The following is a 23,505-nucleotide window of genomic DNA, read 5'->3' as shown; positions in this document are numbered from 1 at the left end:
TGGCTCGTCGCGAGCAGCGCCGGCGACTCATCTTCGAGGCAGACCCGGTCGCGGGGATGACCGTCGGCGAGAGCGAGTGGACGGGGTGCTCATGGAGGCCTGTGGGGAGAGAGCCCGTCAGCGACGTCGTCGTCAAGGAGAGTCCGGTGCGCGGGAACGCGCGAGTGGAGCGAGGGCCATGAGGTCGTTCGCCGACCGGTCGACTCACTTCCACGTAGTCGTCTCGGACACGCCGATCACCGTCGACGGCTTCGCGCTCGGCGAGCCGACCGGTCAAATCGAGTGCTGTGAGTGCCGTCGAACTCACAAAAACATCGACGAGATACCGCACAAGAAGGACTGCAGTCAGCGGTTCGTTCACTCGCAGTGGTACGCCGAGTCGATGGAAAACGAGTAGCCAGAGGACGTCTTTTTCGCCTTATTGATACCCTCACCTGGTGATGGGTTTCAGAAGCCGTGTTGAATACACAGCGCGAATCGGTCACTGGCCGGTCATCATCTGGTAGAGAAACGAGGTGACAGACACAGTCTTTGACTCTCTCACCACTTACAGCCTAGAATATACCCTGTTATCCCGATGACAGTCACCCACAGTAGCATGAACGGGGGAAATGAGAGAGAGCTGACTCCCCAAAAAATCCCATAGTAGAGAGTACTTCCGAAATAGTGACCGAATATTGGGACTGACCCGAATAGAAAACTCCAAATCACACCATTGTTCTGCCGGGCAGGGATGGATGCCATGAACACTCCAAGAGGAATAAGTCCAAAGATGAAAATGCTCGATGAAATTGACAACCGAACAGAAATGACGCCGACCTCAACCGTCTCGAAGCCAGTCGTAATAGGCCAGTTGGCAGTCTCCCCAAAACTCAGGGCTACAACTGCTAGAAACGCAGTTCCCCCAATTTTGATGTACTCTCGTATATCCCCTCTCAATTCACCGAAAAGAATTGATTCCATTTGTCCGGCGTGCATTTTCATTGGTCATACACTTAGCCTCTTAACAATTTGGCCACTCCGAGATGGTTCGATGAGAGGTTCGCACGCCCTTCCTATTGGTCTCTTCAGCTCATCCGGTGTGAAACAAAGAGCGGCGGCTTGCTGAATACAGCCTCTATATCTCGCACCCCGTTACTGACAGTGGTTGAGGAGTTCTCTCACCGGTTGCTGAATACAGAACGCGTGTCTCTCATCACCTGAATCCCGTTCAGCCTATGCAGATTTTTCACGAGATAACGGTTTGTGGCAGTGTACCATAGATGAACGAAGGGAAGCCAGCTCATGGTCAAAGCAACACCACCAGACGCGGGTAAAGAATTGGAAACCGTCACCGCCCCGGATGGGACTAAGATCGCCTACGAACGGACGGGGAGTGGACCACCACTTGTGCTCGTTCACTGTGCTACCGCTGACCACAGAGTATGGGAACTCTCCGACGTCCGTGCTACCCTCGCTGAGGATGCCACGGTATACGCGATTGACCGGCGCGGTCGTGGCGGGAGCGGTGACGCCGAGGCGTACGCACCAGAACGGGAGTTCGAAGACGTGGCTGCAGTCGTCGAGTCGATTGACGAACCAGTGGCCCTCCTTGGTCATTCCGCTGGTGGATTCTATGCCCTAGAAGCGGCCATGCGGACTGAGAATCTTAGCGCGCTGGTTCTGTACGAACCGGCCATGTCGATTAACGGGTATAGAGTTGGCTCCGAAGCGGCTCGCACCGAAATGCTGTCGCTACTGGAAGCCGGTAAGACCGAGCAGGCGTACGTAGTCTTCATCGAAAAAATCGCGGAATGGACGCCAGAGGAAGTGGACGCAATTCGATCGGCACCGATATGGCAGGAGTACGTAGACGGGTTCCCAACACTGATTCCGAAGTATGCTAAAATCCCGGACTACGACTACGATCCCGCACGCTTTGCAGAGTTGACCACGCCGACATTGCTAGTAGCCGGGAGCGAAAGCGGTCAATGGGGGAAAGAGACAACCGAAGCGCTCGATGACGCACTCCCGAACAGCCGCGTCGTCACCTTCGATGGCCACGGACATGCGGCGATGCTCACCGCGCCGGATCGCTTCATCGATGAAATACGCACGTTCGTCCGGAAAACGAACTAACGAGTCCACGGTCGAGTTCTCACAGCACTTCAACCTGTTCGATATGTAGGATAATGCCACAGTTGATTTGCTTGGAGTAATGTGAATAGAGAATATTCGGCATGATGGATACAGCCTCTATATCTTGCACGCCCTTACTGACAACTGTCGAGAAGTTCGTTCACATCCCGCTGAATAGATAGCGCGAGTCGGTCACAGAACCTAATCGGCTGCGACGTTCGATACAGGGAAAGCACTTACCGATGGTCTCTTGAAAAATGGGTATGCAACGTCGGAGTGTCATCGCGACATTTGGCATACTGATACCTGCCGTCAGTGCCGGGTGTGTCTCCTCTATTCGGGAAACCGTGAACCCAACCACTCAGCTCGGATGGTTTGGAGTCCATAATGCCGACACAGATTCGCCACACCAGTTCGATCTCGAGGTAGAACGAGACGGAGAGATTGTCCATTCCTCTTCACATAGGGTTGAAGCAGCACGCGAATTCGAGAATGGGGGACAATACAACGATGGGGCTGTAGCGGAGTGTGACTGGGGAAGTACTCCAGGCGATTATACAGTTCGTGCCCGTGTAGACGGAAACGAGTGGATAGAAAAGTCGGTTACGGAGTTCGCTACATCCAGAGACGTGGATTGTGTCGTCGCCGATGTCGAATATCGGTCCACACTCGGCATCTATCTCGAAGATGGTTGTGACCGAGGTGATTACAACCGGATGTGTTCTTTCACGAGATAGAGTCGTAAACTACGCAGGGCGGAGTCAGTACTTGCTTCTGGGGTCGGAAGCAGATACTACTCATCTTCCGTAAGCAGGTGTAGTGAGCGGTTGTTTCACCGGTTTTTGTGTGTAATAACCAAAGTTGCCGTGCTGAACTCACCCTCTGAATCGGTCACGTCGATACTGTCAGAACTCGAGTGATTGGATCGGTTGAGGGAGCATTGTAACCAACGGAGACCGAAATTGCACCGTTGTGTTGGGTAATCCATGAAAGCCCAGCAACAGATGCACGGCTTATTTGAGCGACCCAGCAGGAGGTAAGCCAATGACTGACGCGTTCGCAGACAGGACCTTCACTGAGCACCGGCGTATTTTCGAGAAGATATGGTGGCAAAACCCCGAGCGACAGAACAAGACTTCCTCGTCTTGGTGGTTCTTTCTCCTGTTCCCGGAGGGCGAGGAAGGCTACGGTCCGAAACAGCTTATGTTCTCGATAGCTGCCTGTGTGGGTGACCAGTGCCGTGTGAACGACCTCCCGTCCCAAAAAATGGACTCTGACCGCCCCGCCGTCGATGGTGTGGACAGATTCAACGCGACAACGGTTGGCTGGACCGGCGACGACGAAGCGGTCCACGACCATGTCGTCAGGCAATCAGCCGAAGCGGTGCTCTCTCGCGAGGACCAGCGTCTCGAAGCCTGGGCAGACCGCGAGGACGGCACCAGACGCGGAAGCGAAATGGCAGCGCTCTCGGACCGCTCCCTCGGTCTGAGAGCCCACGTCATCGGTGACGACGCTGAGGCGGAGTTCGAGGCGTGGGGCGACCTCGACTCGAAGATGAGCTCTCCACACCACTCACTGGATATCGACACACCGCTGGGTGGCGCCGAGGTCGTGGCTTGGCGCCGGATGGAGTTCGAAGGGGATTTTGACCTGCCCGACGGTCCCGAGACGTTGTCTGGATCATGTTACTTCCAGCGCGTGTGTTTCGACATGCCGCTGTTACCCTGGAAGTGGGTATGGGCGATCTTCCCGGACGGGACCTCGTTTTCCGTGTTAATTCCGTTTATCGGGCCACAACTGTTCCGACGGGGCTACAAATTCTTCTCCTCGGACAGACTCGAACGCCTGACGATACCCCTTCGACAATCCGGGTTCTGGAACTGGGGCTCAGAAGAGGGGCATGTCGAGTTCGATACGGTTACTGTCGAGCCATTACTGGGTACTGGCGAGCACCCTGACTTCGACGTTCGCGTCGAGAACGAGGAGGGCGATTACGTGCGGTTCGTTGCCCGGACCTATGGCCATGCGCGAAACTGGCTCGACCGTCCGAGACTCGGTGGTCGGCTTGCGTCTCACTGGAGTTACAACGAGTTCATGTTCCGGATGACCGGACTCGACGGACACGTCGGCGGCATATCAATCGACGACAAGTCAATGGGTACCGGATTCGGAACATTGGAATATAGTACCGGGTTAGGTCTGTGAGCCACCGATCGTTCTGACTGTCCTCGAAGAACCATGACCATGGAATACACAACACTCGGTTCGACCGGGATGGAGGTCAGCCGCATCTGTCTCGGCGGGATGAGTTTCGGTGTGAGCGACCTTCACGACTGGACGCTTGACGAGGAGGGCTCACGCGAGATCATCGAACATGCCATCGATCTTGGCATCAACTTCTTCGACGCGGCGAATGCGTACTCGAACGGAGAATCCGAGGAGATCATCGGGGATGTTCTCGGAGAGTACGACCGAGACGAACACGTCGTCGCAACGAAATGCTACTTCCCTACGAACCTCTTCTCCGACGAGGACGAGCCGCACCCGGACGCATCTGGACTCTCTCGGAAGACTGTCGAGTAAGAACTGGAGAATTCGTTGGGCCGACTGGGAATGGACACCATCGACCTCTACCAGATCCACCGCTGGGACTACGATACGCCCATCGAGCAGACGCTGCGCGCCCTCGACGACGCAGTCCGTCGCGGGAAAGTGCGGTACATCGGTGCATCATCGATGTGGACCCACCAGTTCGCCAAGGCGCTCTACACCAGCGAACACCGTGGTCTCGAACGGTTCGTCACGATGCAGGACCACTACAACCTCACCTACCGCGAGGGAGAACGCTGATGACTTTGGACAGTCGAAGATGTCGCCCCGGACCGCCCCTATCGGATCGAGGTCGGGGATAGCCGGAATTCACATTACTACCATTATCAACCAGACTGCTCCGATAACGAACCGTACGAAATCGGTGTCCTCGTCACCCTCAACGCGGGCGGTGGAGTCAGGTTCACCCAGACCACGTGTTCATCAGACAGCTTGTTCCTGTGAATTTGTGTGGGTTGGCGGAATGTGAGCGTGCGGGCGGCATTGAATCACCGATTGCCGACTGCAGTATCCACTCTCTGTATCTCGTACGTTACTTATGACAAGGACTGAGTCTGTTCCCACGGGTGGGCCGAATACAACACAGTTCTCAATCAAGAGCTGTGTCAGACGGCAACCGCATAATTGAGAACCAAAACCGCTCTAACTCCAGTATCATGTCGATAAACTCGTTGGGATCAACCGGCTTCGTCAGGTACCCGCTCGCACAGAGTTCGTAGGAATTGACAACGTCCATTTCGGCTTCCGAACTCGTAAGGACGATAACCGGAATGCGCCGGCGGTCAGGGTCCTCGTGAAGTTCTTTGAGCACTTCGTCCCCGTTCTTTCGTGGGAGGTTGAGATCTAACAGCACGAGGTCGGGCTGCGGTGCGTCGGCGTACTCGTTTCGCTGAAAGAGGAAATCAAGGGCCTTGACACCGTCTTCGACGACGTGGAGTGTGTTCGCGATCCTCCCAGTTTTGAACGCCTCTTCGGTGAGACGGATGTCGCCAGGATTATCCTCAACGAGGAGAATGTCGCACGGTTCGGCCCGTCCACGCTCACTCGTCATGAACATCCTCGACTGGAAGGGTAAATGAGAACGTCGATCCCTCGCCAGGTTCGGACTCGACCCAGATGGTGCCGCCGTGGCGTTCGACGATCCGTTCGCAAAGCGCCAGGCCAATGCCCGAGCCCCCGTAGTCGTTCCGGGGGTGGAGCTGCTGGAACACCTCGAAGATACGATATTGTTCGTCCGGGTCGATCCCAATCCCCTCGTCCCGAACCGACACTTCCCACATCGAACTGTTCCGGGTGGCGGAAATATACACCCGTGGGGGCTCGTCACCGCTATATCGGATCGCGTTCTTTAGCAGATTCTGAAACACCTGCCGCAGCTGCCGTTTATCTCCCATCACACGAGGCAACTCCTCGATATCTACGTTGGCATTACTTTCAGTGAGACACATGTCAAGGTCGCCGCGCACGTCTTCAACAAATTCGTTGAGGTCGATCGATTCGAGCGGTTCTCCCTGGGCCTCCACATGTGAGTACGCTAGTAACCCGTCGATCATGTTACGCATGCGGTCGGCCCCGTCCACGGCGAACTCGAGGAACTCCTCGGTCTCCTCGGTCAGTTCCTCGTCGGCCCGGCTCTCGATTAACTGTAGATAACTCGAGATCATCCGAAGGGGTTCCTGGAGGTCATGGCTGGCCGCGTACGCGAACTGTTCGAGGCGCTCGTTCGACTCCTTGAGCTTGCGCTCGTAGGTCTTCCGCTCGGTGATATCCCGAGCCACGCCGACCATCCGCGTCGGACCGTCGTCATCTTGAACCGGGTACCCAGGGGCTTCGATCCAGCGCACTTCCCCGTCTCGAACGATCCGAATCTCTTCGTCCTTCGGCTCGCCCGTTTCGAGGGCGGTCGCGATCCCCTCTTGGACCGCCTGTCTGTCCTCGGGGTGAATTACCTCGATGAAGTCCTCCCAGTTTTCGACGGCGGTTCCGTACAGCGACTCCGCCGAGGGATAGAACGAGGCCCGATCGTCATCGACGTTCCAGTCCCAGACGACCGAATCGGTCGCATTGAGGGCGAACTCCATCCGCTCACGAACGCGTTGGAGTTCCTGTTCGCGCTCTATCCGGTCCGTAACGTCACGCCCAATGCCAGCCAGAACAGGGTCACCGGAATGGTTCTCAAGCGTAGATCCAACGAACTCGAAGGGGATGGTCTCGCCGTCTTTAGTGCGTAGATTCAGTTCGATACTTACCGAGTCGCTCTCGAAGCCGTCGCGGACCGCAGCCACAGCTGCATCCCGGTCGTCCCCGAAGAAGTCGGCTATAGTCATCGATGCTATTTCCTCGTCCGTATAGCCAGATACCTCCGAGAGGCTTCGGTTCCACCGTCTGAGAGCTCCGTCTTCGTCCATCACATAGAACACGTCATCAATTGCGCCGAGAATATCGTCGGTGAACTGCTGGTGTCGTTCAAGGCGCTCGTTCGAGGCTTCTAGTTCCTTGACCGTTTCTTCAAGTTCGAGCTGCCGTGTTTTGGCCCTTGCGTCGTACCTCCCCGCGCCGAAGCCTGCGAGACTGCCCAGTGCCGTGAGCAAGAGTGTATTTCCAACGAGATTCGGATCGTCGCTCGCAAGAACGATAGGAAGCAGGATGGCGAGCCCTACCACGATGCCGCGGAGACACCACATGCTGACGGTAGAGTAGAGTTCGGGACGGATGTCGGTTCGTGGCAACCGATAGCCACCATACACCAAGACGAGACCGGGAATACCGACAAGGATGCCGAGTACGACCCGGAGCTCGACCGATGTCTCGTTGACGATGGGGAGGGTCGGATAGGCGACTACGAGTAAGAAGAAGAGTCCACCGAGGGCCACGATAATGTCCCTTCCGAACGGAGAGGAGTCCGACCATTTCCCGCGAATCATCACCCGTACTCTGTCGAGAGACTTCTATAGTGTTCCGATGAGCCAATTCATCTTTCCTTACGTCATGACCGTGCTGAATAGAGGGCGCGAATATCGCACGAGTTTGTGACCGATCTACGAACGTTGTGATCGCTCAGTACAGAGCGTGTGTTTGTCGGCGAGTCACGGCGCTTTGTCGGAACAACTTTGTTCGCTTGTCGCCCGCTCTACTTGCGCGATGACTGATTTGTACCCCCAAATCGAGCCATACGAGACTGGGATGCTTGATGTCGGAGAGGGGAACCTCATCTACTGGGAAGCCTGTGGCACTCCGGATGGAAAGCCTGCTCTCGTCGTCCACGGTGGGCCGGGGTTCGGGTTCACACCCGAACACCGCAGGTACTTCGACCCCGAGCGATACCAAGTCATTCTATTCGACCAGCGCGGCTGTGGCCAAAGTAAGCCTCCCGCCAGCGACCCCGAGACGGACATGCAGCAAAATACTACTGACCACCTTCTCGCCGATATAGAACACCTTCGTGAACATCTCGGAATCAATCGCTGGTTGTTGTTCGGCGGCTCGTGGGGAGCCACGTTGAGTCTAGCCTACGCCGAGGCGTACCCACAGCGGGTTTCTGAGATCGTCCTTTCAGGAGTCACGACCACTCGACCGACTGAAATTGAGTGGCTCTATCATGGGTTGGCACGGTTCTTCCCAGAGGCTTGGGAGCGGTTCCGTGAGGGTGTAGACGCCGAAGACGACGAACTCATCGCCGCATACGCTCGACAGATGGCGGACCCGGACCCCGAGGTCAGGAGGCGAACAGCGGACGCGTGGTGCGCGTGGGAGGACACGGTCATCTCCGAGGAACTCAACGGAACAGCGAACTTCTTCAGTGGACTGCCGAGAGACAAGAAACACTCGTTCGTCCGCATCGCCGCACACTACTTCGCTCACAGGGCGTGGTTGGAGGACGGGATACTGCTGCGGAACGCTGACCGATTAGCTGGCATTCCCGGCGTGCTGATTCACGGTCGTTTCGATTTGGCCGCACCGCTTGGTACGGCGTGGGAGTTGAATCGCCAGTGGCCCGATTCGGAGTTGACCGTGGTCGAGGATTCAGGACATACCGGTAGCGACACTATGACCAGACTGAAGCGTGACGCTCTCGACTCATTCGCGGGAAGTAGACCCTATCGGTAGACTATGAACTGACGGACATCAGAGTGATACACTCGCATGTGTAGTGGGCGGATGGATCACCGATTTTAACGGGAAATATACGATGCCGTCGTGCTGCACTCATCCTCTCTATTCAGAAGGAGGTTCTTGAGGGACGTTTGAGGGGTCTCTACCGGTGGTGGACTCGACGCAATGCGTCAGCAGTTGCTGTCCCCGAGATACGGATATACTTCTGGGCAGTCGCTAGGTCACTCCAGCCCATCAGGGCCTGTAGCGGCACCGGGGCGACGCCTTTGTACGCATGGTAGCTGGCGGCGGTTGCTCGCAGACAGTATGGATAGACACGACCCGGGAGATCAGCTTCGGTAGCCGCAGCCTGCACCCGTCTATTGATCGTTGACCGTGAACGGGGAAACGCATCGTATCTAGAAGCAAAACGTTCGAAACACAGCTCCAGCCGGAGCGAGAGATCGAACGGGATGAGTCGAGCCGAGGCGACGGTCTTGGGGTGCCACCGAGACGCGATGGCATCCGCGACGGACAGATCATCGTTGTGGGTGGCTTCCTGTCGGGCCTGTCGTCGGCAGTATCCACACCGGCACGGCTCGTGCTGTGGGATGCGAATCGTTCGGCGGTTCCAGTTCACCCATGCGGTCTGAAAATGTGCAATCTCGCCCGCTCGCAACCCAAGTCGGCCTGCGGTGAGACAGATGAATCGTGCCTCGAAGTCGTGCGGTTCCGGGAGTGCCGAACACGCCTCCAGTAGGAGTTCGAACTGCCGGTCTGTGAGGACATCCTCATGAGTGTGTCGGGTAGTTAGTTCCCTTCGGTGTCGGTCCGCCCGCTCTGTAGCAGGTTGGTTGTGATGAGACACCTGAAGCCGTCTTCGTGCTGTTGAGTTGGAAGTATCGTCCGGTGGTGCTGAATAGAGGGCGCGTATCGGCCAGTACTGGATAGTTAGTGCAATTTTCGGTCAGATACTAAAAGTGGTACAGTAATTTATCCACAGTACAGAAAACATATATCGGGTCTCTTCGGTGGTCACATATGTGTCCTCTCCATTGACACGACGGAATATCCTCCGTGCAGGAGGACTAGCTCTCGCTTCTGGGCTCGCAGGCTGCGCAAGCGATACCGACGACACCACGAGCATCACACCATCAGAGTCTCCTACCTCATCTCCAACTGCTTCCTCACCCACGTCTACTCCAACACGTCCAGATCACGCCGCATGGACATACGACCTTGACGGGAAAACCGGTCTCGCTCCGACGCTTATTGAGGATACACTCTATGTTGGTCGTGCGGATGGCCAATTCGTCGCCCTCAACCCTCTGTCTGGTGATGAACTTTGGTCCACTAATGCTGGCGTCGGGTTCTTTGGCGACACAGGGGCGACGCCCACAGTTGCAGACGGGACTGTATACCTCATTCCTGGTGCTCGATCCGGTATCGCCGGCCGAGGATTCGATACCGTCGCACTCAACTCCGAGACTGGTGAGAAACTCTGGTCACAAAGCATCGACGAGACGTCCTTTCTCACACTCCTTGGTGTCGAAGAGGGCCATGTACTCGTCGCGACCAGCGACGACTATTTCACGAACGAGGGACAGAAACTCCTCAGTCTCAACCCGGCCTCTGGTGACGTGCAGTGGACCGCAGAGGTTGGCGATCCTTTGAGATGGGCGATTGGTGCTGGTGGCGTGTACGTCGCCGCCCACAGGGGGATGCGCGCTATCTCGCTCACAGATGGGAGCCAGCGCTGGTCGAAGCAAACTCGTCTTGATAGCAACATTGAGGTTGCAGCTGACACGGTCATACTCTCGGTCGGTCAGAGCGGTACGTCACAGCTTCTCGGACTTGATTCCGTTTCTGGGGACGTACGTTGGGACGGACTCGACTGGCGTGTCACTACCCATGCTGCCTCTCCCGATGGTGTGCTCTATGCTGGTGGTGAACGCGTAGGCGCCTACGACCCGGCGACAGGTGAGGAACACTGGAGCATTCGGGGACAGGGGTTCGTCGACGCGCCCCCAATCGGCGGTCGCTTAGTTGTTCGTCTCGATGATGGCATCCATGCCCGCAACCCCACGTCAGGTGAGCTTCTGTGGGGGACGAGTGCCAAGATGGACAGTACACTCGCACTCGGCGAGTCACTCATTGCATACGTCGCCTCCGTCTCAGACGCTGCAGTCTCACCGACGCTCGTTGCACGCAATGCCAGTACCGGGGAGACGGCGTTCGCGGACACGCTCGAAGATACCGAGGAACTCACTTCACCGGTCGTCCGTGGTAACACCGTGTACACAGCCACTCGTGCTGGTCGCGTCTATGCCTTCGAGCGCTGAGTCGAGTTCTTTGATATGGAATGAATACATCGATCGTGGAGTTGGTTGGCTATCGAAGACAGTAAAAAATCTCCACAGCTGCTTTCTGGAGTACTGAAAATCACCGGTTCTCAGGGACTGTGAACGTAGAGCAGGTCAGCTGAATTGAGTTAGGGTAAGTGTAATCCTACCCTCATTAACCCCGGAGACGTATACCGTGCCGTCGATGACGGCAAATTCCCTGTAATATCTCGCATAGCGCGACTCAAACTAACACCATCCGCTTGCTGAATACACCCTCTAGATTCAGCACGTACTTCCTGTCAGAATATGATAAGTTTGACGAGACCGCACGGCTGTTTTTCTGCCCCTGAAGGGTGAGGGGCGCGTGGAGACGTGCGATTCGTCTGGTGTCCCTCGTGAGTACCATGGCAACGAGAAACATCTACGAAACGGTCTTCGATGAAGACGTCCAGCATGAATCCAGTTCGAACAACTGTCCCGAATGCAACGGACACGTGGCGACTAACGCAGTAGAAACAGTTTGTGAAGACTGTGGACTGGTCATCGCCAACCAGCAGATCGACCACGGTCCTGAATGGCGCTCGTTCGAAGACGATGACAGCAACTACGAACGGACAGGGTCCGCACTCACGGCAGCCCGTCACGACCGAGGCTTATCGACCGAGATTGGTCGCAGGACCGATGGGAAGGGAAACACGCTCTCTGGGTCGAAACGATGTCAGCTTGCCCGACTGCGACGTGAACAGACGCGGGGACGATTCCAGTCAAAAGCCGAGTGGAACCTCGCACACGGGCTGGGTGAAGTTCGAAGAGTCGCAAGCGTGCTCGAACTCGGTGACTCGGCACGTGATCAGGCGTGTCAGCTCTTTCGGAGTGCCCAAGGCAAGGACCTCTTGTTGGGTCGGTCAATCGAAGCCATAGCCGCCGCCAGCGTCTATGGAGTGTGTCGGTGTCACGGACGACTGGTCGCACGTGATGACATCGTCGACGTTGCTCGTGTCGACCACTCGAGTGTGGTGAACGCGTACAAAACACTCAACAGGGAATTAGGACTCCCGACAAAGCCCCTCGCCCCACAATCGCTAATTCCCAAACTCGCCTCGGAACTCGGTGTCGATAAACGAGTTCGCACTCGAGCCCAGACACTTGCCGAGCGTACGCACAAATCTAGGGTTGCGAACGGCTGTCAGCCGTCCGGAGTTGCTGCAGCCTGTCTCTATCTCGCCAGTCGTGAACACGGACAACCGTTGACACAGACACTGGTTGCAGCGGCCGCTGGAACGACGCCGGCGACGTTGCGAGCGCGACACGCAGAACTCACCGAGATGATTGACGGGGGGTCCGAATCACACCAGCGTAAGGGTCATTCAGGTGGGGTCAACGTCCATAGACAAGACGGGTGGTTCTGTGGCAGTACACAGCTCGATTGCCACTTGCTGGATTCGTCTCGAGATTGAAATACCAGGACGGACGAAATCGAGACAAGCCAATGACTGACCATCATTCTGACTACGAAGCACTCCGTTCCGTGGGTGAAGTGACCCAGGTGCCTGACCACGAACTCAATGCTCGATTCGACGCTCAGGACAACGGGCGTTCCATCGCAGGCTACCCAACCGAGGCTCAACAGCAAGAGACCAACTGTACCTCTTGTGGGACGTCGATTCCTCCCTGCCAGCCAAAGTGCCGATTCTGTCTCACCCACCATCTCGATCCATCGGACGACGAGCGTCACTCGGACACTGAGCTGTCGCTCCTGCACGTCGTACACCTGTTTGTCGAGTCGTCGACGTACTACGGCGCCGTCGCGAAGGGAGCCGCCGCAGCGAGACTGCTTGCAACAAGCGAGTCCGACCCTGCCGTCGACGAATGCCAGCTCATCTGCGACTTCGACGAGGAGCCTGCTGCACCGTTGACCGATGCGTGGCCGACGCTTCCTGCTGCGATACGAGTCGCTTCAGAGCGTGGCGAGGAGGTACTTGAGGTTACCCGTGAACGGACGATCTGGCGAAGCACAACTTGTTCACCGAATAAACACTCGACGTACCTTTACGACGAAAGCGGGAGCACCATTCAGGATGAAGCGCATCTCTCGACACTCCTTAAGAGCGCAGGCGACGACGGCTGGCTCGCACCAGCGATTGCACTCCAGCGTTCTCCCGTGGAGACGCGTTCGGAGTCTCGGGAGCACCCGCTGCCAACGAAGAGGTCGCTGCAGTGTTGGGAGTGTGGCCGAGAGACTGTCCATCGGTTTTCGGCGTTCGAAGAGAGTCCCGACGACGGGTGGAGCGGACAGCCAATTTGGGAGTGCACTCTGTGTGGAACTCCGTGCTTTGGGCCTGAGCCCAGCAAAAGAGAGTAAGCTCACGTAGAGAGATTTTATTCACCCCCCGAAGGGTGCGGGGCACTCAAGAACGACCGTCCCGCGGTTAGCAATGACACCGAAAGATACCACCAGTCAGACGTTCCTCAAGGGAAATAGACGTATCAACCTCAGCAACACCGGATATCAGATGAGATACATCGCACGGCAAGGTGTGAACTAATGAAACGGTTGCTCATGCGCCTGTTCTCTCCTGACGAGACCGTTTTCCACGAGTGTCGTCGCTGTGGAACAACACTCAACAGCACAGATGACTCGTGTTCGGTCTGCGATTCAACCGACGTCGCGACCTACCGATTCTGAGTACTGAGTGCTTTGGCTGTGGGCAATAGTCTATTTGGAGAGTGTTGGGAACCAGCCCAACACACTTTTGGTGTTGGGGATCATCCCAACGGATAACGGATGGGCCAGGAACTTACACGTCGCTATACGCACGTTGAAGCCGGACTCGTCGAAAACGTCGTCATCCGGCGAACAACCGATACAGACACCTACCCATCCGGATGGAAATACACGCTTCACCTCGGAACGCTCGAAGATCTCACGCTCATCCGGTACGACAACGCCCACGAGGATACAAAGGGCCACGAACTCCACACTGCGGCCGGCGACACCGACGTTGAATTCCCGGGTATGGAAGAACTCCTCGTCGAATTCTGGGCCAGCGCTGACGAGTATTGGGATGCCATCGGGGGCAGTCCACCACGGTCGTACTGAACTACAATCACAATCCCAACCAAGACCACTATGACGACACTTCACATCACCGTCGGCGACCGAGCACAGCTCCGTAAGGACTCCCTGCAGTTCATCCAAAACGCAGAAGCTGGTGAGGGGACGGTAGAGGATGACCGAGCAATCCTTCAGTTTGGATCCTACGACGATCTCGTCGATAGCCTCACTCCACTTCGTCTCGAACTCATTCAAGCAATCGCGACAGAACAACCCTCAAGTATGCGTGAGGCAGCCCGACTGGTCGACCGCGACGTCTCCGATGTCCACACAGACTTGAAACATCTGGAGGTACTGGGCATCCTCGAACTCAAAGAAGGCGGTCCCGGTGGCGCAATTCAACCAGCCGTTCCATTCGACAAGATCGAGATGCACATCGACTATCCGCTCCTTGACGACGTTGACGCAGACAGTGCCCCTGCTAGCGTTGACTAACTCAAGGTCGGGGAGAGGACTGGAGTGGATACGTTCGGGAGGTCAACAGGGCTTATCGAGGTCAAAACTCTGTAACGCTAAACACCACGGGGTTTTTTCACCCCCCGAAGGGTGCGGGGCACTCAAGAGGTGCCTCGTCAACCCATGACGAATGCATTTGCACACCTCGACACAACCCGGAGAGTCGTCAAACGAGCCCAATACGAGGCATTCGAGTTCAAACTCTGTGATGGCGGTATTCGCGTCAGAAACTGCAGTCACGCCGAGCCAACGGATCATCTTGCGGTAGTGAGGAAACCCCGTCCTTTAGGACGGGGAGGAATCGCGTTCGTACACAGTACCCTTCGACCTACAGTGGCCCCTCGGTGTCCAGTACTTTCGCACCCTGAATGACGAGTCCACGCCACGTCAGCCCGTGTGCCTCTTTTACTTCGCTCAGTTTCTCGTATTCTTCGTCGCTCACTTCGATGTTTAGGTTCGGCATCTCTACTCATACTTAGCAATTCGTTAGTTTTAACTTTCATGGTTTCGCGTATTCTACTGTGACTGCTACTGCCACCAAGACGTTGCAGGCCACGCTCACGCCCCCAACGGCGCACAAAGAGCGTCGGCTTCAACGAACTGTGGCTACCTACCGTCGCGCTCTCTCCGAATCGTTCGAGAGTGGTGCGACGACACAGACAGCGGTCAATGACGTTGTAACACCGTACACGCTCATGTCCTACGCGAAAGACGCTCTCAAGAACTATGTCCCGAAACTGCGGGACACGTACAACGCTTCGGAGTTGAACGACGACCACCCCGTTCGATTCACGAACCGTGGATGGCGTCTCGACCACTCCGAGGAGAGACGACACGAGTTCTGCTGGCGCGTCCCACAGGCAGGACATGGCAACGCCTTCTGGATTCCACTCCGCATCAATCCTGCACAGCGAGAGTTGTGAACGACCTCCTTGACGGCGACGTGTCGGTCGGAGAGTTCCGACTCCAAGAGCATCGAACGAATTGGGTGCTTCACGTCACTGTCGAGTACGAGGTCGCTGAGCCAACTGAACCAGACGAGCCGACGTACATCGGCTTCGATATTGGGGAATCCAAACTCCTGACGGGCTGTGCCCTTCGGGACGGTACTCCAACCCAACCGTACATCTATGACGGCGGTCGTGTCCGACACCTCCGCAAAGAGATGTTCACGACGCTCCGTCGCCTCCAAGAACGAGACGCCGAGTGGCGCATTCAAGAACGATTCGACCACTACCAGAACGCTCTCACAGATATTGTCGAGAAGGCATCTCGTGAGGCGGTCGAGTACGCCCGTTCCTTCGAGAACCCCGTTATCGTTCTCGAAGACCTGTCGTACATCCGTGAACATCTGGATTACGGTAAGTGGATGAATCGCCGCCTCCACAATTGGGCGTTCGCACGACTAACTGGTCGAATCGAGGACAAAACCCGTGACGCGGGCATCTGTGTCCGATTCGTGAATCCTGCGTACACAAGTCAGACGTGCCATGAGTGCGGACACATCGGTTCTCGTAGTTCCCAAGCCATGTTCCGCTGTACGAACGGCGAGTGTTGGGTAACGGAGTATTAAGCAGACATTAACGCGAGTGTGAACATCGCACGTCGCGTCAACCCGTGGGGAGAGAGGTGCGCGTTGAAACTGCACACCGATGACTCGCCACAGGATGGGAGTGCTTGTGACAGCACCACAGGACACCGCGAGCAGAGTCGGCAATCCCGACAGACGACGCTCGGGGACTTCAGTTCTGAAACCTCCGACGACGAGACTTCCCTTGTAGGAAGCCCCGCCCTTTAGGGCCGAGGATGTCACGAGTACCACGTCACCGTTGACGACGGGATTCCAGTTGCCTGTGAGTGTCCAGCCGACGCGAAGTATTCCTCAGCCTGCAAACACCGGGTGGCAGTTGCGATTCGGCCCCTACTCCTTGATGCCGTTGCAATGCAGGCGGTCGCCGATGGCGGAACTGTCGTGCGTGGCGGTGACACTAACGAATCAGGGCGATGGCGAACTCTCACTACACACGACCGACGTGAGTGGAAAAACCGAACTCGAAGTGGAGGTTATCAAAGGACTCAAGTTGGGTGGCCCGCTTCTCCTACCAAACGAAGAGGACCTGCCTCACATTGCAAAACCATACACTGACAGTGAACGTGAGACAGGTGAGGGACTTGCGTCTGAATACAGCGTGGACTCTGTGCACGATGCTGGCCCCATCCAAGTTATTGGGTCGGGTGCGACGATTAATGACGCTACACAGAACGCGTTCGATAGAGCGAGTTCGTTACTCGATATGACTGAGGTTGAGATCCGTGCACGCTGTACGTTCACTGGAGGTGTCGAAATCGCTCGGCTTCCGGGTGTGGTTCAATTGTCGATGCTCGTCCCGATGGAGAAACTCGAAGAGATGGGGCTTGCAGAGATAGTCAAAAGCCAGTACAATCTCTAGCCTACCCGCCTCGCATTGCGGGAAATAATTTCATTGATGCTTCAGCAATGTGTAGTAGAACACAAACAGTTCGACGTCTACCGCCAGAGGCTCAAAGAAATGGAAAAGAAACCATCTGAAAACCATTTTGACCAGGTACGCACACCTACGTCACTTCCTCACCGATTACCTGTTTTTGTCGAACTACCAGCCGTAACGTTTGTGTGCCGTGTCGATATCGAGAATTTCCACGACCTTTACAGCTTCACCCTCAATTGCGTAAAACGCCGTGTAGGACCGACCAATATGGAGTCGGTACCGTTCCTTGCCATCAATCGGGAGTTTCTCTTTGTCGCCGCTTCCCGAACCGGGTCGTGGGTAGGGGTCGTCGCCGAGTTTTGCAAGGTTCTCGCGGACGATACGCTCAGTCTTCTCGTCGGCGGCAGCAAGAAACGTGCGTGGTTGTTCACCAAGTAGAACTTGGTAGCTATCGCCCATCTATACGTCCTCAAGGGGGACGAATTCGTCTTCTTCGAGCGAGCGGTCGAACATCTCCGATAGACGGCGCTTTTTTTCGTGTTGAATCATCTCCGCAAGCAGGTCGTCGTACGATTGCCCACCTTCCTTGAGGTCTCGTAGTTCGTTGCGTCGTTCCTCACTAAGCGGAATTCGGTGTTCGGAACTCATTGACAATGTTGTCAATGTTGTCCATCCTGTTAAGAGTTATTACGAGATGACCGAGTCACGAGGCCCTGCATTGGAGAAAGCACTATGCGAGAAAGCCTATAGTGGGTCTCTCTCAACGTCGAGATATGTCTAGTGCAAACCCCGACTGGGATGTAGAACAGATGAAACGGGGCATCCATGGCGAGCGAGTCGGCTGTAACAACTCGTTTCTTTGTGGTTTCTGTGAAGTTCACATTCCGATTGGGAAGCCAGTGATGTATGACATCGTGCGCGTCTATGATTTGCCATTTTTTGAAAGGTACACCAACCCGCCCGAGGGATGGATACTGGACGCTGCCCGATGTGAGAGTTGCGAAGTCAAAGCCGTTGATCCGAAAACGGACGGCTGGGAAGAAGCAGTCGTACTGCTCTCGATTGTTGAATCAAACGGTGTCCTCAGCGCAGACGCGAGCAAACTCACACTCGTCGACTATTCACCCGGCAACGAAGGCCATCACCCACCACCGATTCCACTCTCGACTCTGATGGGCGCTAGTAGTGTCTCTATTACTCGATGGGGTTACCTCAAGACTGTCCTCGCGACTACAGAGGTAGAACACAAACAGTTCGATGTCTACCGCCACATGCTCAATGATATAGAAGAATAACCGACTGACTAAGAAACAGGGAGCCGAATGAACCAACTCTCAGCGACGTGAGTGAATGAGGTGCTCAACGAGATGCGAGAAGTTGGCTATACTCCGATGACGAAATGGACCACACCTTCTGTGTCACATGCGTAAGTATCTCAGAAACCACTATCTTTCAGCCAGCGAACTCGCTACCGCGATGCCTGAAGCTGGCGGCACGTACGTCTTCGGTGTGCCGATTGTTAGGGGACAATTGTCACGGGAACAGCTGATCGTTTCAGAACACCTCTAGCCACACTTCCAAGTAGTGTTTCTTCGAGACTAGATCGGCCACGGTTACCCATTACAATGTGATCGACACCAGTACGTTCAGCGTACTCAAGGATTTTTTCTGCGGGAGCTCCTGCCTCGATGGCGGTTTCGATTCTCCGATTGCGTGCTGCATCCTTGTTACGGTACCTCTCAAAAATCTGCTCAACATCTTCACGTCTCTCCTGCTCGTTTTTCTCAGCTTTCCCATAATCAAACCCCTCAGCAGTCGGATAGTTGAAAATGGTGACTGGATTGAGTACGTGTAGGAGGGTTATTCTCTGGCTTGGAGTCTCTTCTAAGACGTATTCAAAGGCGCTCTCAGAACTGGACGACACGTCTACCGGAACGAGAACATGCTTGGCCATACTCGCCACTCCGCTTCTGACAGTAAACAACCTTCCCTTGACTCAGAAACGTGCCGCAGACGTGCTCTCTATTCAGCGCGCCCGTCGGAACAAACTCACAGAAGTCGCGTGCTGCATACATAGGTTGGTCTCAGTTCGACGCGAGACTGACTTTCGAGAACGTATTTCCGCCACAGATTGGGCACTCTTGACGCATGACTGGGAGTACAATGCTGTTATCGGGTTTCACTTGCGCCACACAAACATACCCGCACCGATTACAGCGTACGAACTTCTTTTTCATTGGAGGTCTCGGTTACAGCTATCGGTAGACGATTCTACTGATGAAGCATCATCAGGGTGAGGAGCAAACGACGCAACACACTCCTCGAGTCTTGTGGTATTCGGATAATTGTAGAAAGTTATTGTCGGAATTAACACTTTGGTGTGGATATCCAGTAACTCTCACGAGACCGTCATAATTGAGGGTCACACAGTCTTACCACGCTCGTCGTTTCTGAGCCTACGAAAATGGTGTTGACGCCGAGTCACTTATCACCTCTACAGTTCATTCATGGAACTTACTCGACGCTGTCTCCTTGCATATCCTGTTCATCACGGATTTCATCGTATGGCATCGTGACATGCCTTCCTCCCTCGAAAAGAGTCAGTCGACCGGTTTCTTCGCTGAGCGTAATTGTCGTCACCACTTCGGGCCGAGCCGACATATCGGCCGCACTCATGTGGCGCGAACCCATCCAGTCTTCATACTCTATGGCCTGTTCACCCTGAGGTACCTTGTCGGGAGTAAAATCGAGGAACCGAACCATCTGCTTTTGGATCACTCCGTCGACGCTAATCACTACTGCACCATCCCGTGACATGGCGACTTCGCTTGCTGCGTCGTAGAAACTATCGACGTCGTCGAGGACTTCGTGAGAGATATCGACTGGCCAGTAAGCATAACGGACGGAACGAAAGTAGTCGCACTGTCGGAGGTGTCTCCGCATGAGCGGCAACCTCCAACCGCTCGATCCGGAAAGGACGCTGAAGCTCTATCTCGACGCTCGACGCGACGAGATCACCGAGCAAACGCTCCGGGGTCATCGCAACCGACTCAGAGCGTTCGTCGCCTGGTGCGAGGAAGAAGAAATCGAGAATCTGAACGAGCTGGCCGGGAGAGATCTCTACGCCTATCGAGTGTGGCGGCGCGAGGGGAATTTCCGTGACTCCGGTGAGGAACTTGCACTCATCACGCTTCGCGGGAACCTTGCGACGCTCCGGGCGTTCCTCCGCTTCTTCGCGGACATCGACGCGGTTGACGAGGAGCTGTTCACTCAGGTTCCGCTCCCGGCGGTGAGTACGCCGAGTCGGTGAGCGATACGACGCTCGAAGTGGCTCGGGTGACCACGATTCTGGATTACCTGGAGCGATATCATTACGCCTCTCGGAATCACGTCGCACTCCTGCTCTTGTGGCACACGGGGTATCGAGTCGGTGTGCTCCGTGGGGTCGACCTGAAGGATCTCGACTTGGACGGCACTCGGACGAACGGGAAGGGTCCGGCGCTGAAGTTCAATCACCGTCCGGAGACGGATACGCCGCTGAAGAATGCGGAGAAGGGCGAGCGATGGAACAGTCTCTCAGACTTCGTCGCGCACGTAGTCCAGGAGTACATCGACGGCCCACGTATCGACAAGACCGACGACCACGGCCGGAAACCGTTTATTTCGACTCAGCGCGGTCGGGCGTCGGTGTCGACGATTCGAGATTTGATGTACTGTGTGATTCGACCGTGTTGGTACGGCGAGGAGTGTCCGCACGACCCTGATCCGGACGAGTGCGAGGCGACGTATTATCTAAAGGCGTGCAAGTGCCCGTCGTCTCGGAGCCCGCACGACGTTCGGAGTGGTCGGGTGACGGCGTATCGGTTGAATAACGTGCCGCGTGAGGTGGTGGGTGATCGGTTGAACGCGTCGGCGCAGATTCTCGACAAACATTATGACCGACGTTCGGGGCGCCAGAAGGCCGAGCAGCGGCGCAAATATTTGACAGAGTGATAGCCATGATGTTCAATTCACAATCTCGTAAGGAAGCGTATCGAGGTGTTCCGGCAGAACTCAGGAATCACTCCATCGGTCGCCATATACAGTATTGAATAACTCACACTACCGGCTGAGAGGCTATCCATCCATATCACACTCGTTGTGATGAGTCTCAATCGCATATCCGTCCTAATCTTCTTTCTTCTCCGTCTACTACTCCTATCCACGATGAATATCCTCCGAGTGCTGCTGCTCACGATACTGCAGACTACCGCGTTGATGTCAGCGGACGACGTCCCCGAATGAGACTAGTCCGCTGTAATCACAGCCGTGTTAGCGCCACCTCATCACAACGTCCGTGATACCACCAGGTGACGACGTACTGCCGAGTTCAGATACTGCACGCTCAGTGAACACGGCACGCTTGGTTCCGCGACGTTTGACCACTTGGACATCTTCTTTCTTAAGTTGGTTGAGGAAGTCCATGACGCGACTGACAGTCTGCGTGTGGGGTGTCCGGTCTTCTTTGGCTTTCAGGACTTTCCGGATCGTGCCTGAGTCGATGGCGTAGCCGGCAGGAACTTTCTTGGCGTACTCATGGATGTCTTTCGCGATGAACCGAGCACGTTCTTGGTTCGCAGTAAGTTTCGAGACGGCTTTCGAGGGAAGGCTGATGAGTTGCTGCAATGGCGATTTACTTTGACTCGTCTCATCCGAGTCTTCAGAGTCTTCGAGGGCGTGCACGCGTTGTTGGAGGTGCTTTCGGTGGTCACTCGACACACTAAGTGTCTCCTCGTACTCATCCAAGCGCTCACGCTGGGAGGCAATCATCTCAGCTTGCGCTTGGACTGTGTCTTCGAGGTCTGATTTCTCGTCTTCTAAAGCGTCAACGCGGTCTTCGAGATCATCGAGGCGCGACTGGAGGCCTTCGATAGACTCAGTCATAGAGTGTCCTCCAGGGTGAGGGATGGCTGTGCGACGAGAGCTTTTTGCGTTGGGGCGTGTTCGGTGACATGCGGAAGGTTCGATACGACCGCACCGGATCCGTGCTACAACACGGGTCCTTTCTGAGAAGACCAGATAATCCAGTAGACAGTCGTTAGTCCGTGCTTCTCTCTGTCGCTACTTAGAACTTGTGCATTAAACACTACGTTAGAACGCATCATTTGAGGCATTTTACCGACATATTAGCCATGCTTATTGGGTGGTCTGTGGCTCGTAGAAACATGAGACGACCGCACGTTGAATGGATGACCCGTGCGGATGATGCGATTCTGGAGTTTTTGCTAAACGAGGGAAACCGACCACTGATAGTGACGCCTGGAGTTATTGAGGCCAACATCGCGTATGCGCTCTCGTCGATTAACCAGCGACTCCGGAAATTGAAGGCTGCAGGATTAGTCGACTACCACGACGAAGAGAGGGGATTATACAAAATCACAGAGAAGGGCGAACAGTACCTGTCTGGCGAGATATCCTCTGAAGACCTCACTCTGGAAGACTCCTCGGAGTAGCTCACCCCGGCTATTTTATCCACCAAACCACAGATCTGGCACCAACCTTCTTTCGCCCGACTTCGTCGTCTTCCGCTAATTGAGCAAGCTTCCGTCCTACCGTGTCGCGTGAGACATCCAGCTTGTCAGCGATTTCCGTTGCTGTCATCACAGGGTCTTCGGAGGTTTCGAGAATTTTGAGGACAGCTTCGGATGTTGTGAGTTCGGTGAATTTGCCTTTCTCGTCACGATCTCTCGTCATATGTGGCCTTTAGAATCAGCATACGTAGCCCTTGCGACACCTGTCTCATCTGACCGGAGTCAGGCTAATTCGGTACGCTTATGCCCATAAGACACGTGTCTTATGGTGCGGAAGACGGGTCCCTCTCGGGTATGAGAATGCCCGCGTGTAGTAGCACGCGGGACTGGTCTTCCGAATCAAGCCTGAAGACCAATGTCAACTAGGAAAGCCGCGACACAAGAGCCTACCGTATCGCTCATCAATCACTTCACTCGAACACTCGCCAAGTCATTCACCCTCGGCGTCGACGAAGAAGGCTACACCCATCACTACTACCAGCCAGCTGACGCCGTCGTCGTCCACCACGGACGCAAGCTCGACCACTACCAACCACTCAACGGCCGGCTACTCTCTCACTGGCAGCAATATGTCGCCCAGAAACGCGGCTGGGAGTCGATGGGTCAACTCGCCCACACTGGACTCAGAGTCGACGCACGACAGAAAGAGGCCCAAGCGTGAGCGCACGCGAAGAACTGCGAATGCATCTCACACAGGCATTATCTCGGACGGAGAACCCAGACATCCAAGC

At 55.5% G+C, this 23,505-nt stretch carries 22 protein-coding genes and 6 pseudogenes; 17 read left to right on the top strand and 11 right to left on the bottom strand.

Annotated elements, in window-relative coordinates:
* The first annotated feature begins 178 nt into the window (after positions 1 to 178).
* Positions 179 to 397, top strand: coding sequence for a hypothetical protein (locus tag LAQ74_RS17395; RefSeq protein ID WP_224337900.1), 219 nt, complete (start codon positions 179 to 181; stop codon positions 395 to 397).
* Between the two features lie 143 nt (positions 398 to 540).
* Here the strand turns inward: LAQ74_RS17395 and LAQ74_RS17390 are convergent, their stop codons facing one another.
* Entirely contained in the window at positions 541 to 978 is a 438-nt protein-coding gene (locus LAQ74_RS17390) for a hypothetical protein (RefSeq protein WP_224337898.1), read from the bottom strand.
* A gap of 306 nt (positions 979 to 1,284) precedes the next feature.
* Between LAQ74_RS17390 and LAQ74_RS17385 the strand changes: the two genes are divergently transcribed.
* From LAQ74_RS17385 to LAQ74_RS17375, 3 genes and pseudogenes are all read left to right on the top strand, one after another.
* Positions 1,285 to 2,118, top strand: a complete 834-nt coding sequence (locus LAQ74_RS17385; protein ID WP_224337896.1) for an alpha/beta fold hydrolase — start codon at positions 1,285 to 1,287, stop codon at positions 2,116 to 2,118.
* A gap of 1,044 nt (positions 2,119 to 3,162) precedes the next feature.
* On the top strand, positions 3,163 to 4,323 hold the full coding sequence (locus tag LAQ74_RS17380; RefSeq protein ID WP_224337894.1) for a hypothetical protein: 1,161 nt from the start codon (positions 3,163 to 3,165) through the stop codon (positions 4,321 to 4,323).
* 39 nt (positions 4,324 to 4,362) lie between these two features.
* Positions 4,363 to 4,965: pseudogene (locus tag LAQ74_RS17375) on the top strand (aldo/keto reductase); the annotation flags it as partial.
* A 352-nt stretch (positions 4,966 to 5,317) separates the two neighbouring features.
* On the opposite strand, the gene LAQ74_RS17370 reads toward LAQ74_RS17375, so the two are convergent.
* Positions 5,318 to 5,779: a response regulator gene (locus tag LAQ74_RS17370; RefSeq protein ID WP_224337892.1), complete on the bottom strand. Its 462-nt coding sequence runs from the start codon at positions 5,777 to 5,779 to the stop codon at positions 5,318 to 5,320.
* Positions 5,769 to 7,652: a PAS domain S-box protein gene (locus tag LAQ74_RS17365; protein WP_224337890.1), complete on the bottom strand. Its 1,884-nt coding sequence runs from the start codon at positions 7,650 to 7,652 to the stop codon at positions 5,769 to 5,771. The genes LAQ74_RS17370 and LAQ74_RS17365 overlap by 11 nt, the downstream gene beginning before the upstream one ends.
* A gap of 217 nt (positions 7,653 to 7,869) precedes the next feature.
* On the opposite strand from LAQ74_RS17365, the gene pip reads away from it, so the two are divergent.
* Complete coding sequence (gene pip / locus LAQ74_RS17360; protein WP_224337888.1) at positions 7,870 to 8,835, top strand: prolyl aminopeptidase; 966 nt, start codon at positions 7,870 to 7,872, stop codon at positions 8,833 to 8,835.
* A gap of 148 nt (positions 8,836 to 8,983) precedes the next feature.
* Here the strand turns inward: pip and LAQ74_RS17355 are convergent, their stop codons facing one another.
* On the bottom strand, positions 8,984 to 9,688 hold the full coding sequence (locus LAQ74_RS17355) for a site-specific integrase (protein WP_224337887.1): 705 nt from the start codon (positions 9,686 to 9,688) through the stop codon (positions 8,984 to 8,986).
* 175 nt (positions 9,689 to 9,863) lie between these two features.
* On the opposite strand from LAQ74_RS17355, the gene LAQ74_RS17350 reads away from it, so the two are divergent.
* The 5 genes and pseudogenes from LAQ74_RS17350 (at position 9,864) to LAQ74_RS17330 (ending at position 14,715) form a co-directional block, all read left to right on the top strand.
* Entirely contained in the window at positions 9,864 to 11,162 is a 1,299-nt protein-coding gene (locus tag LAQ74_RS17350; protein WP_224337885.1) for an outer membrane protein assembly factor BamB family protein, read from the top strand.
* 407 nt (positions 11,163 to 11,569) lie between these two features.
* A pseudogene (locus LAQ74_RS17345) lies at positions 11,570 to 12,502 on the top strand (transcription initiation factor IIB); the annotation flags it as partial.
* A 152-nt stretch (positions 12,503 to 12,654) separates the two neighbouring features.
* Positions 12,655 to 13,527: a biosurfactant protein 1 gene (locus LAQ74_RS20765; protein ID WP_224337884.1), complete on the top strand. Its 873-nt coding sequence runs from the start codon at positions 12,655 to 12,657 to the stop codon at positions 13,525 to 13,527.
* Between the two features lie 423 nt (positions 13,528 to 13,950).
* On the top strand, positions 13,951 to 14,265 hold the full coding sequence (locus LAQ74_RS17335) for a toxin-antitoxin system TumE family protein (protein ID WP_224337882.1): 315 nt from the start codon (positions 13,951 to 13,953) through the stop codon (positions 14,263 to 14,265).
* Between the two features lie 30 nt (positions 14,266 to 14,295).
* Entirely contained in the window at positions 14,296 to 14,715 is a 420-nt protein-coding gene (locus tag LAQ74_RS17330; RefSeq protein ID WP_224337881.1) for an HVO_A0114 family putative DNA-binding protein, read from the top strand.
* Between the two features lie 349 nt (positions 14,716 to 15,064).
* On the opposite strand, the gene LAQ74_RS20420 is transcribed toward LAQ74_RS17330, so the two are convergent.
* Positions 15,065 to 15,199, bottom strand: coding sequence for a hypothetical protein (locus tag LAQ74_RS20420; protein ID WP_255647816.1), 135 nt, complete (start codon positions 15,197 to 15,199; stop codon positions 15,065 to 15,067).
* Between the two features lie 58 nt (positions 15,200 to 15,257).
* Here LAQ74_RS20420 and LAQ74_RS17320 point away from each other — a divergent pair.
* From LAQ74_RS17320 to LAQ74_RS17310, 3 pseudogenes are all read left to right on the top strand, one after another.
* Positions 15,258 to 16,534: pseudogene (locus tag LAQ74_RS17320) on the top strand (RNA-guided endonuclease TnpB family protein).
* Positions 16,535 to 16,564: 30 nt separating this feature from the next.
* A pseudogene (locus tag LAQ74_RS20690) lies at positions 16,565 to 16,639 on the top strand (SWIM zinc finger family protein); the annotation flags it as partial.
* Between the two features lie 91 nt (positions 16,640 to 16,730).
* A pseudogene (locus LAQ74_RS17310) lies at positions 16,731 to 17,186 on the top strand (acetamidase/formamidase family protein); the annotation flags it as partial.
* A gap of 183 nt (positions 17,187 to 17,369) precedes the next feature.
* Here LAQ74_RS17310 and LAQ74_RS17305 read toward each other — a convergent pair.
* Both LAQ74_RS17305 and LAQ74_RS17300 read right to left on the bottom strand, forming a co-directional pair.
* Positions 17,370 to 17,663, bottom strand: coding sequence for a type II toxin-antitoxin system RelE family toxin (locus LAQ74_RS17305; protein ID WP_224337879.1), 294 nt, complete (start codon positions 17,661 to 17,663; stop codon positions 17,370 to 17,372).
* Entirely contained in the window at positions 17,664 to 17,852 is a 189-nt protein-coding gene (locus LAQ74_RS17300) for a hypothetical protein (protein ID WP_224337877.1), read from the bottom strand.
* 125 nt (positions 17,853 to 17,977) lie between these two features.
* Here LAQ74_RS17300 and LAQ74_RS17295 point away from each other — a divergent pair, with 125 nt between their 5' ends.
* Positions 17,978 to 18,499 carry a hypothetical protein gene (locus LAQ74_RS17295; protein ID WP_224337876.1) on the top strand — a complete coding sequence of 174 codons (522 nt, stop codon included), beginning with the start codon at positions 17,978 to 17,980 and terminating at the stop codon, positions 18,497 to 18,499.
* A gap of 224 nt (positions 18,500 to 18,723) precedes the next feature.
* On the opposite strand, the gene LAQ74_RS17290 is transcribed toward LAQ74_RS17295, so the two are convergent.
* The gene (locus tag LAQ74_RS17290) at positions 18,724 to 19,158 is read right to left on the bottom strand and encodes a universal stress protein (protein WP_224337875.1); all 435 of its coding nucleotides are present in this window, start codon (positions 19,156 to 19,158) and stop codon (positions 18,724 to 18,726) included.
* Positions 19,159 to 19,718: 560 nt separating this feature from the next.
* A complete protein-coding gene (locus tag LAQ74_RS17285; protein ID WP_317987399.1) occupies positions 19,719 to 20,147 on the bottom strand; it encodes a diadenylate cyclase in 429 nt (142 codons plus the stop codon).
* Between LAQ74_RS17285 and LAQ74_RS17280 the strand changes: the two are divergent.
* A pseudogene (locus LAQ74_RS17280) lies at positions 20,146 to 21,197 on the top strand (tyrosine-type recombinase/integrase). The gene LAQ74_RS17285 and the pseudogene LAQ74_RS17280 sit on opposite strands and share 2 nt — an antisense overlap.
* Positions 21,198 to 21,515: 318 nt before the next feature.
* Here the strand turns inward: LAQ74_RS17280 and LAQ74_RS17275 are convergent.
* The gene (locus LAQ74_RS17275) at positions 21,516 to 22,127 is read right to left on the bottom strand and encodes a hypothetical protein (RefSeq protein WP_224337874.1); all 612 of its coding nucleotides are present in this window, start codon (positions 22,125 to 22,127) and stop codon (positions 21,516 to 21,518) included.
* A gap of 281 nt (positions 22,128 to 22,408) precedes the next feature.
* Between LAQ74_RS17275 and LAQ74_RS17270 the strand changes: the two genes are divergently transcribed.
* Complete coding sequence (locus LAQ74_RS17270) at positions 22,409 to 22,696, top strand: winged helix-turn-helix domain-containing protein (protein WP_224337873.1); 288 nt, start codon at positions 22,409 to 22,411, stop codon at positions 22,694 to 22,696.
* A 10-nt stretch (positions 22,697 to 22,706) separates the two neighbouring features.
* Here LAQ74_RS17270 and LAQ74_RS17265 read toward each other — a convergent pair whose 3' ends face one another.
* Entirely contained in the window at positions 22,707 to 22,937 is a 231-nt protein-coding gene (locus LAQ74_RS17265) for an HTH domain-containing protein (RefSeq protein ID WP_224337872.1), read from the bottom strand.
* A 192-nt stretch (positions 22,938 to 23,129) separates the two neighbouring features.
* On the opposite strand from LAQ74_RS17265, the gene LAQ74_RS17260 reads away from it, so the two are divergent.
* Entirely contained in the window at positions 23,130 to 23,435 is a 306-nt protein-coding gene (locus tag LAQ74_RS17260) for a hypothetical protein (RefSeq protein ID WP_224337871.1), read from the top strand.
* Positions 23,436 to 23,505 lie beyond the last annotated feature (70 nt).

Origin of the sequence: Haloprofundus halobius (genome assembly GCF_020097835.1) — an archaeon.
Taxonomy (GTDB): Archaea; Halobacteriota; Halobacteria; order Halobacteriales; family Haloferacaceae; genus Haloprofundus; species Haloprofundus halobius.
Note: the sequence above shows the minus strand (reverse complement) of the source record. Positions and strands in the feature narration are given on the sequence as shown.

Coding starts and splice junctions, on each gene's coding strand:
- LAQ74_RS17305 (WP_224337879.1), bottom strand. CDS start 17,663: ATGGGCGATAGCTACCAAGTTCTACTTGGTGAACAACCACGCACGTTT.
- LAQ74_RS17385 (WP_224337896.1), top strand. CDS start 1,285: ATGGTCAAAGCAACACCACCAGACGCGGGTAAAGAATTGGAAACCGTC.
- LAQ74_RS17330 (WP_224337881.1), top strand. CDS start 14,296: ATGACGACACTTCACATCACCGTCGGCGACCGAGCACAGCTCCGTAAG.
- LAQ74_RS17285 (WP_317987399.1), bottom strand. CDS start 20,147: ATGCGGAGACACCTCCGACAGTGCGACTACTTTCGTTCCGTCCGTTAT.
- LAQ74_RS17390 (WP_224337898.1), bottom strand. CDS start 978: ATGCACGCCGGACAAATGGAATCAATTCTTTTCGGTGAATTGAGAGGG.
- LAQ74_RS17365 (WP_224337890.1), bottom strand. CDS start 7,652: ATGATTCGCGGGAAATGGTCGGACTCCTCTCCGTTCGGAAGGGACATT.
- LAQ74_RS20765 (WP_224337884.1), top strand. CDS start 12,655: ATGACTGACCATCATTCTGACTACGAAGCACTCCGTTCCGTGGGTGAA.
- LAQ74_RS17335 (WP_224337882.1), top strand. CDS start 13,951: ATGGGCCAGGAACTTACACGTCGCTATACGCACGTTGAAGCCGGACTC.
- LAQ74_RS17265 (WP_224337872.1), bottom strand. CDS start 22,937: ATGACGAGAGATCGTGACGAGAAAGGCAAATTCACCGAACTCACAACA.
- LAQ74_RS17395 (WP_224337900.1), top strand. CDS start 179: ATGAGGTCGTTCGCCGACCGGTCGACTCACTTCCACGTAGTCGTCTCG.
- LAQ74_RS17295 (WP_224337876.1), top strand. CDS start 17,978: ATGTCTAGTGCAAACCCCGACTGGGATGTAGAACAGATGAAACGGGGC.
- LAQ74_RS17380 (WP_224337894.1), top strand. CDS start 3,163: ATGACTGACGCGTTCGCAGACAGGACCTTCACTGAGCACCGGCGTATT.
- LAQ74_RS17290 (WP_224337875.1), bottom strand. CDS start 19,158: ATGGCCAAGCATGTTCTCGTTCCGGTAGACGTGTCGTCCAGTTCTGAG.
- LAQ74_RS17275 (WP_224337874.1), bottom strand. CDS start 22,127: ATGACTGAGTCTATCGAAGGCCTCCAGTCGCGCCTCGATGATCTCGAA.
- LAQ74_RS17300 (WP_224337877.1), bottom strand. CDS start 17,852: ATGAGTTCCGAACACCGAATTCCGCTTAGTGAGGAACGACGCAACGAA.
- LAQ74_RS17370 (WP_224337892.1), bottom strand. CDS start 5,779: ATGACGAGTGAGCGTGGACGGGCCGAACCGTGCGACATTCTCCTCGTT.
- LAQ74_RS17270 (WP_224337873.1), top strand. CDS start 22,409: ATGAGACGACCGCACGTTGAATGGATGACCCGTGCGGATGATGCGATT.
- pip (WP_224337888.1), top strand. CDS start 7,870: ATGACTGATTTGTACCCCCAAATCGAGCCATACGAGACTGGGATGCTT.
- LAQ74_RS20420 (WP_255647816.1), bottom strand. CDS start 15,199: ATGCCGAACCTAAACATCGAAGTGAGCGACGAAGAATACGAGAAACTG.
- LAQ74_RS17260 (WP_224337871.1), top strand. CDS start 23,130: ATGTCAACTAGGAAAGCCGCGACACAAGAGCCTACCGTATCGCTCATC.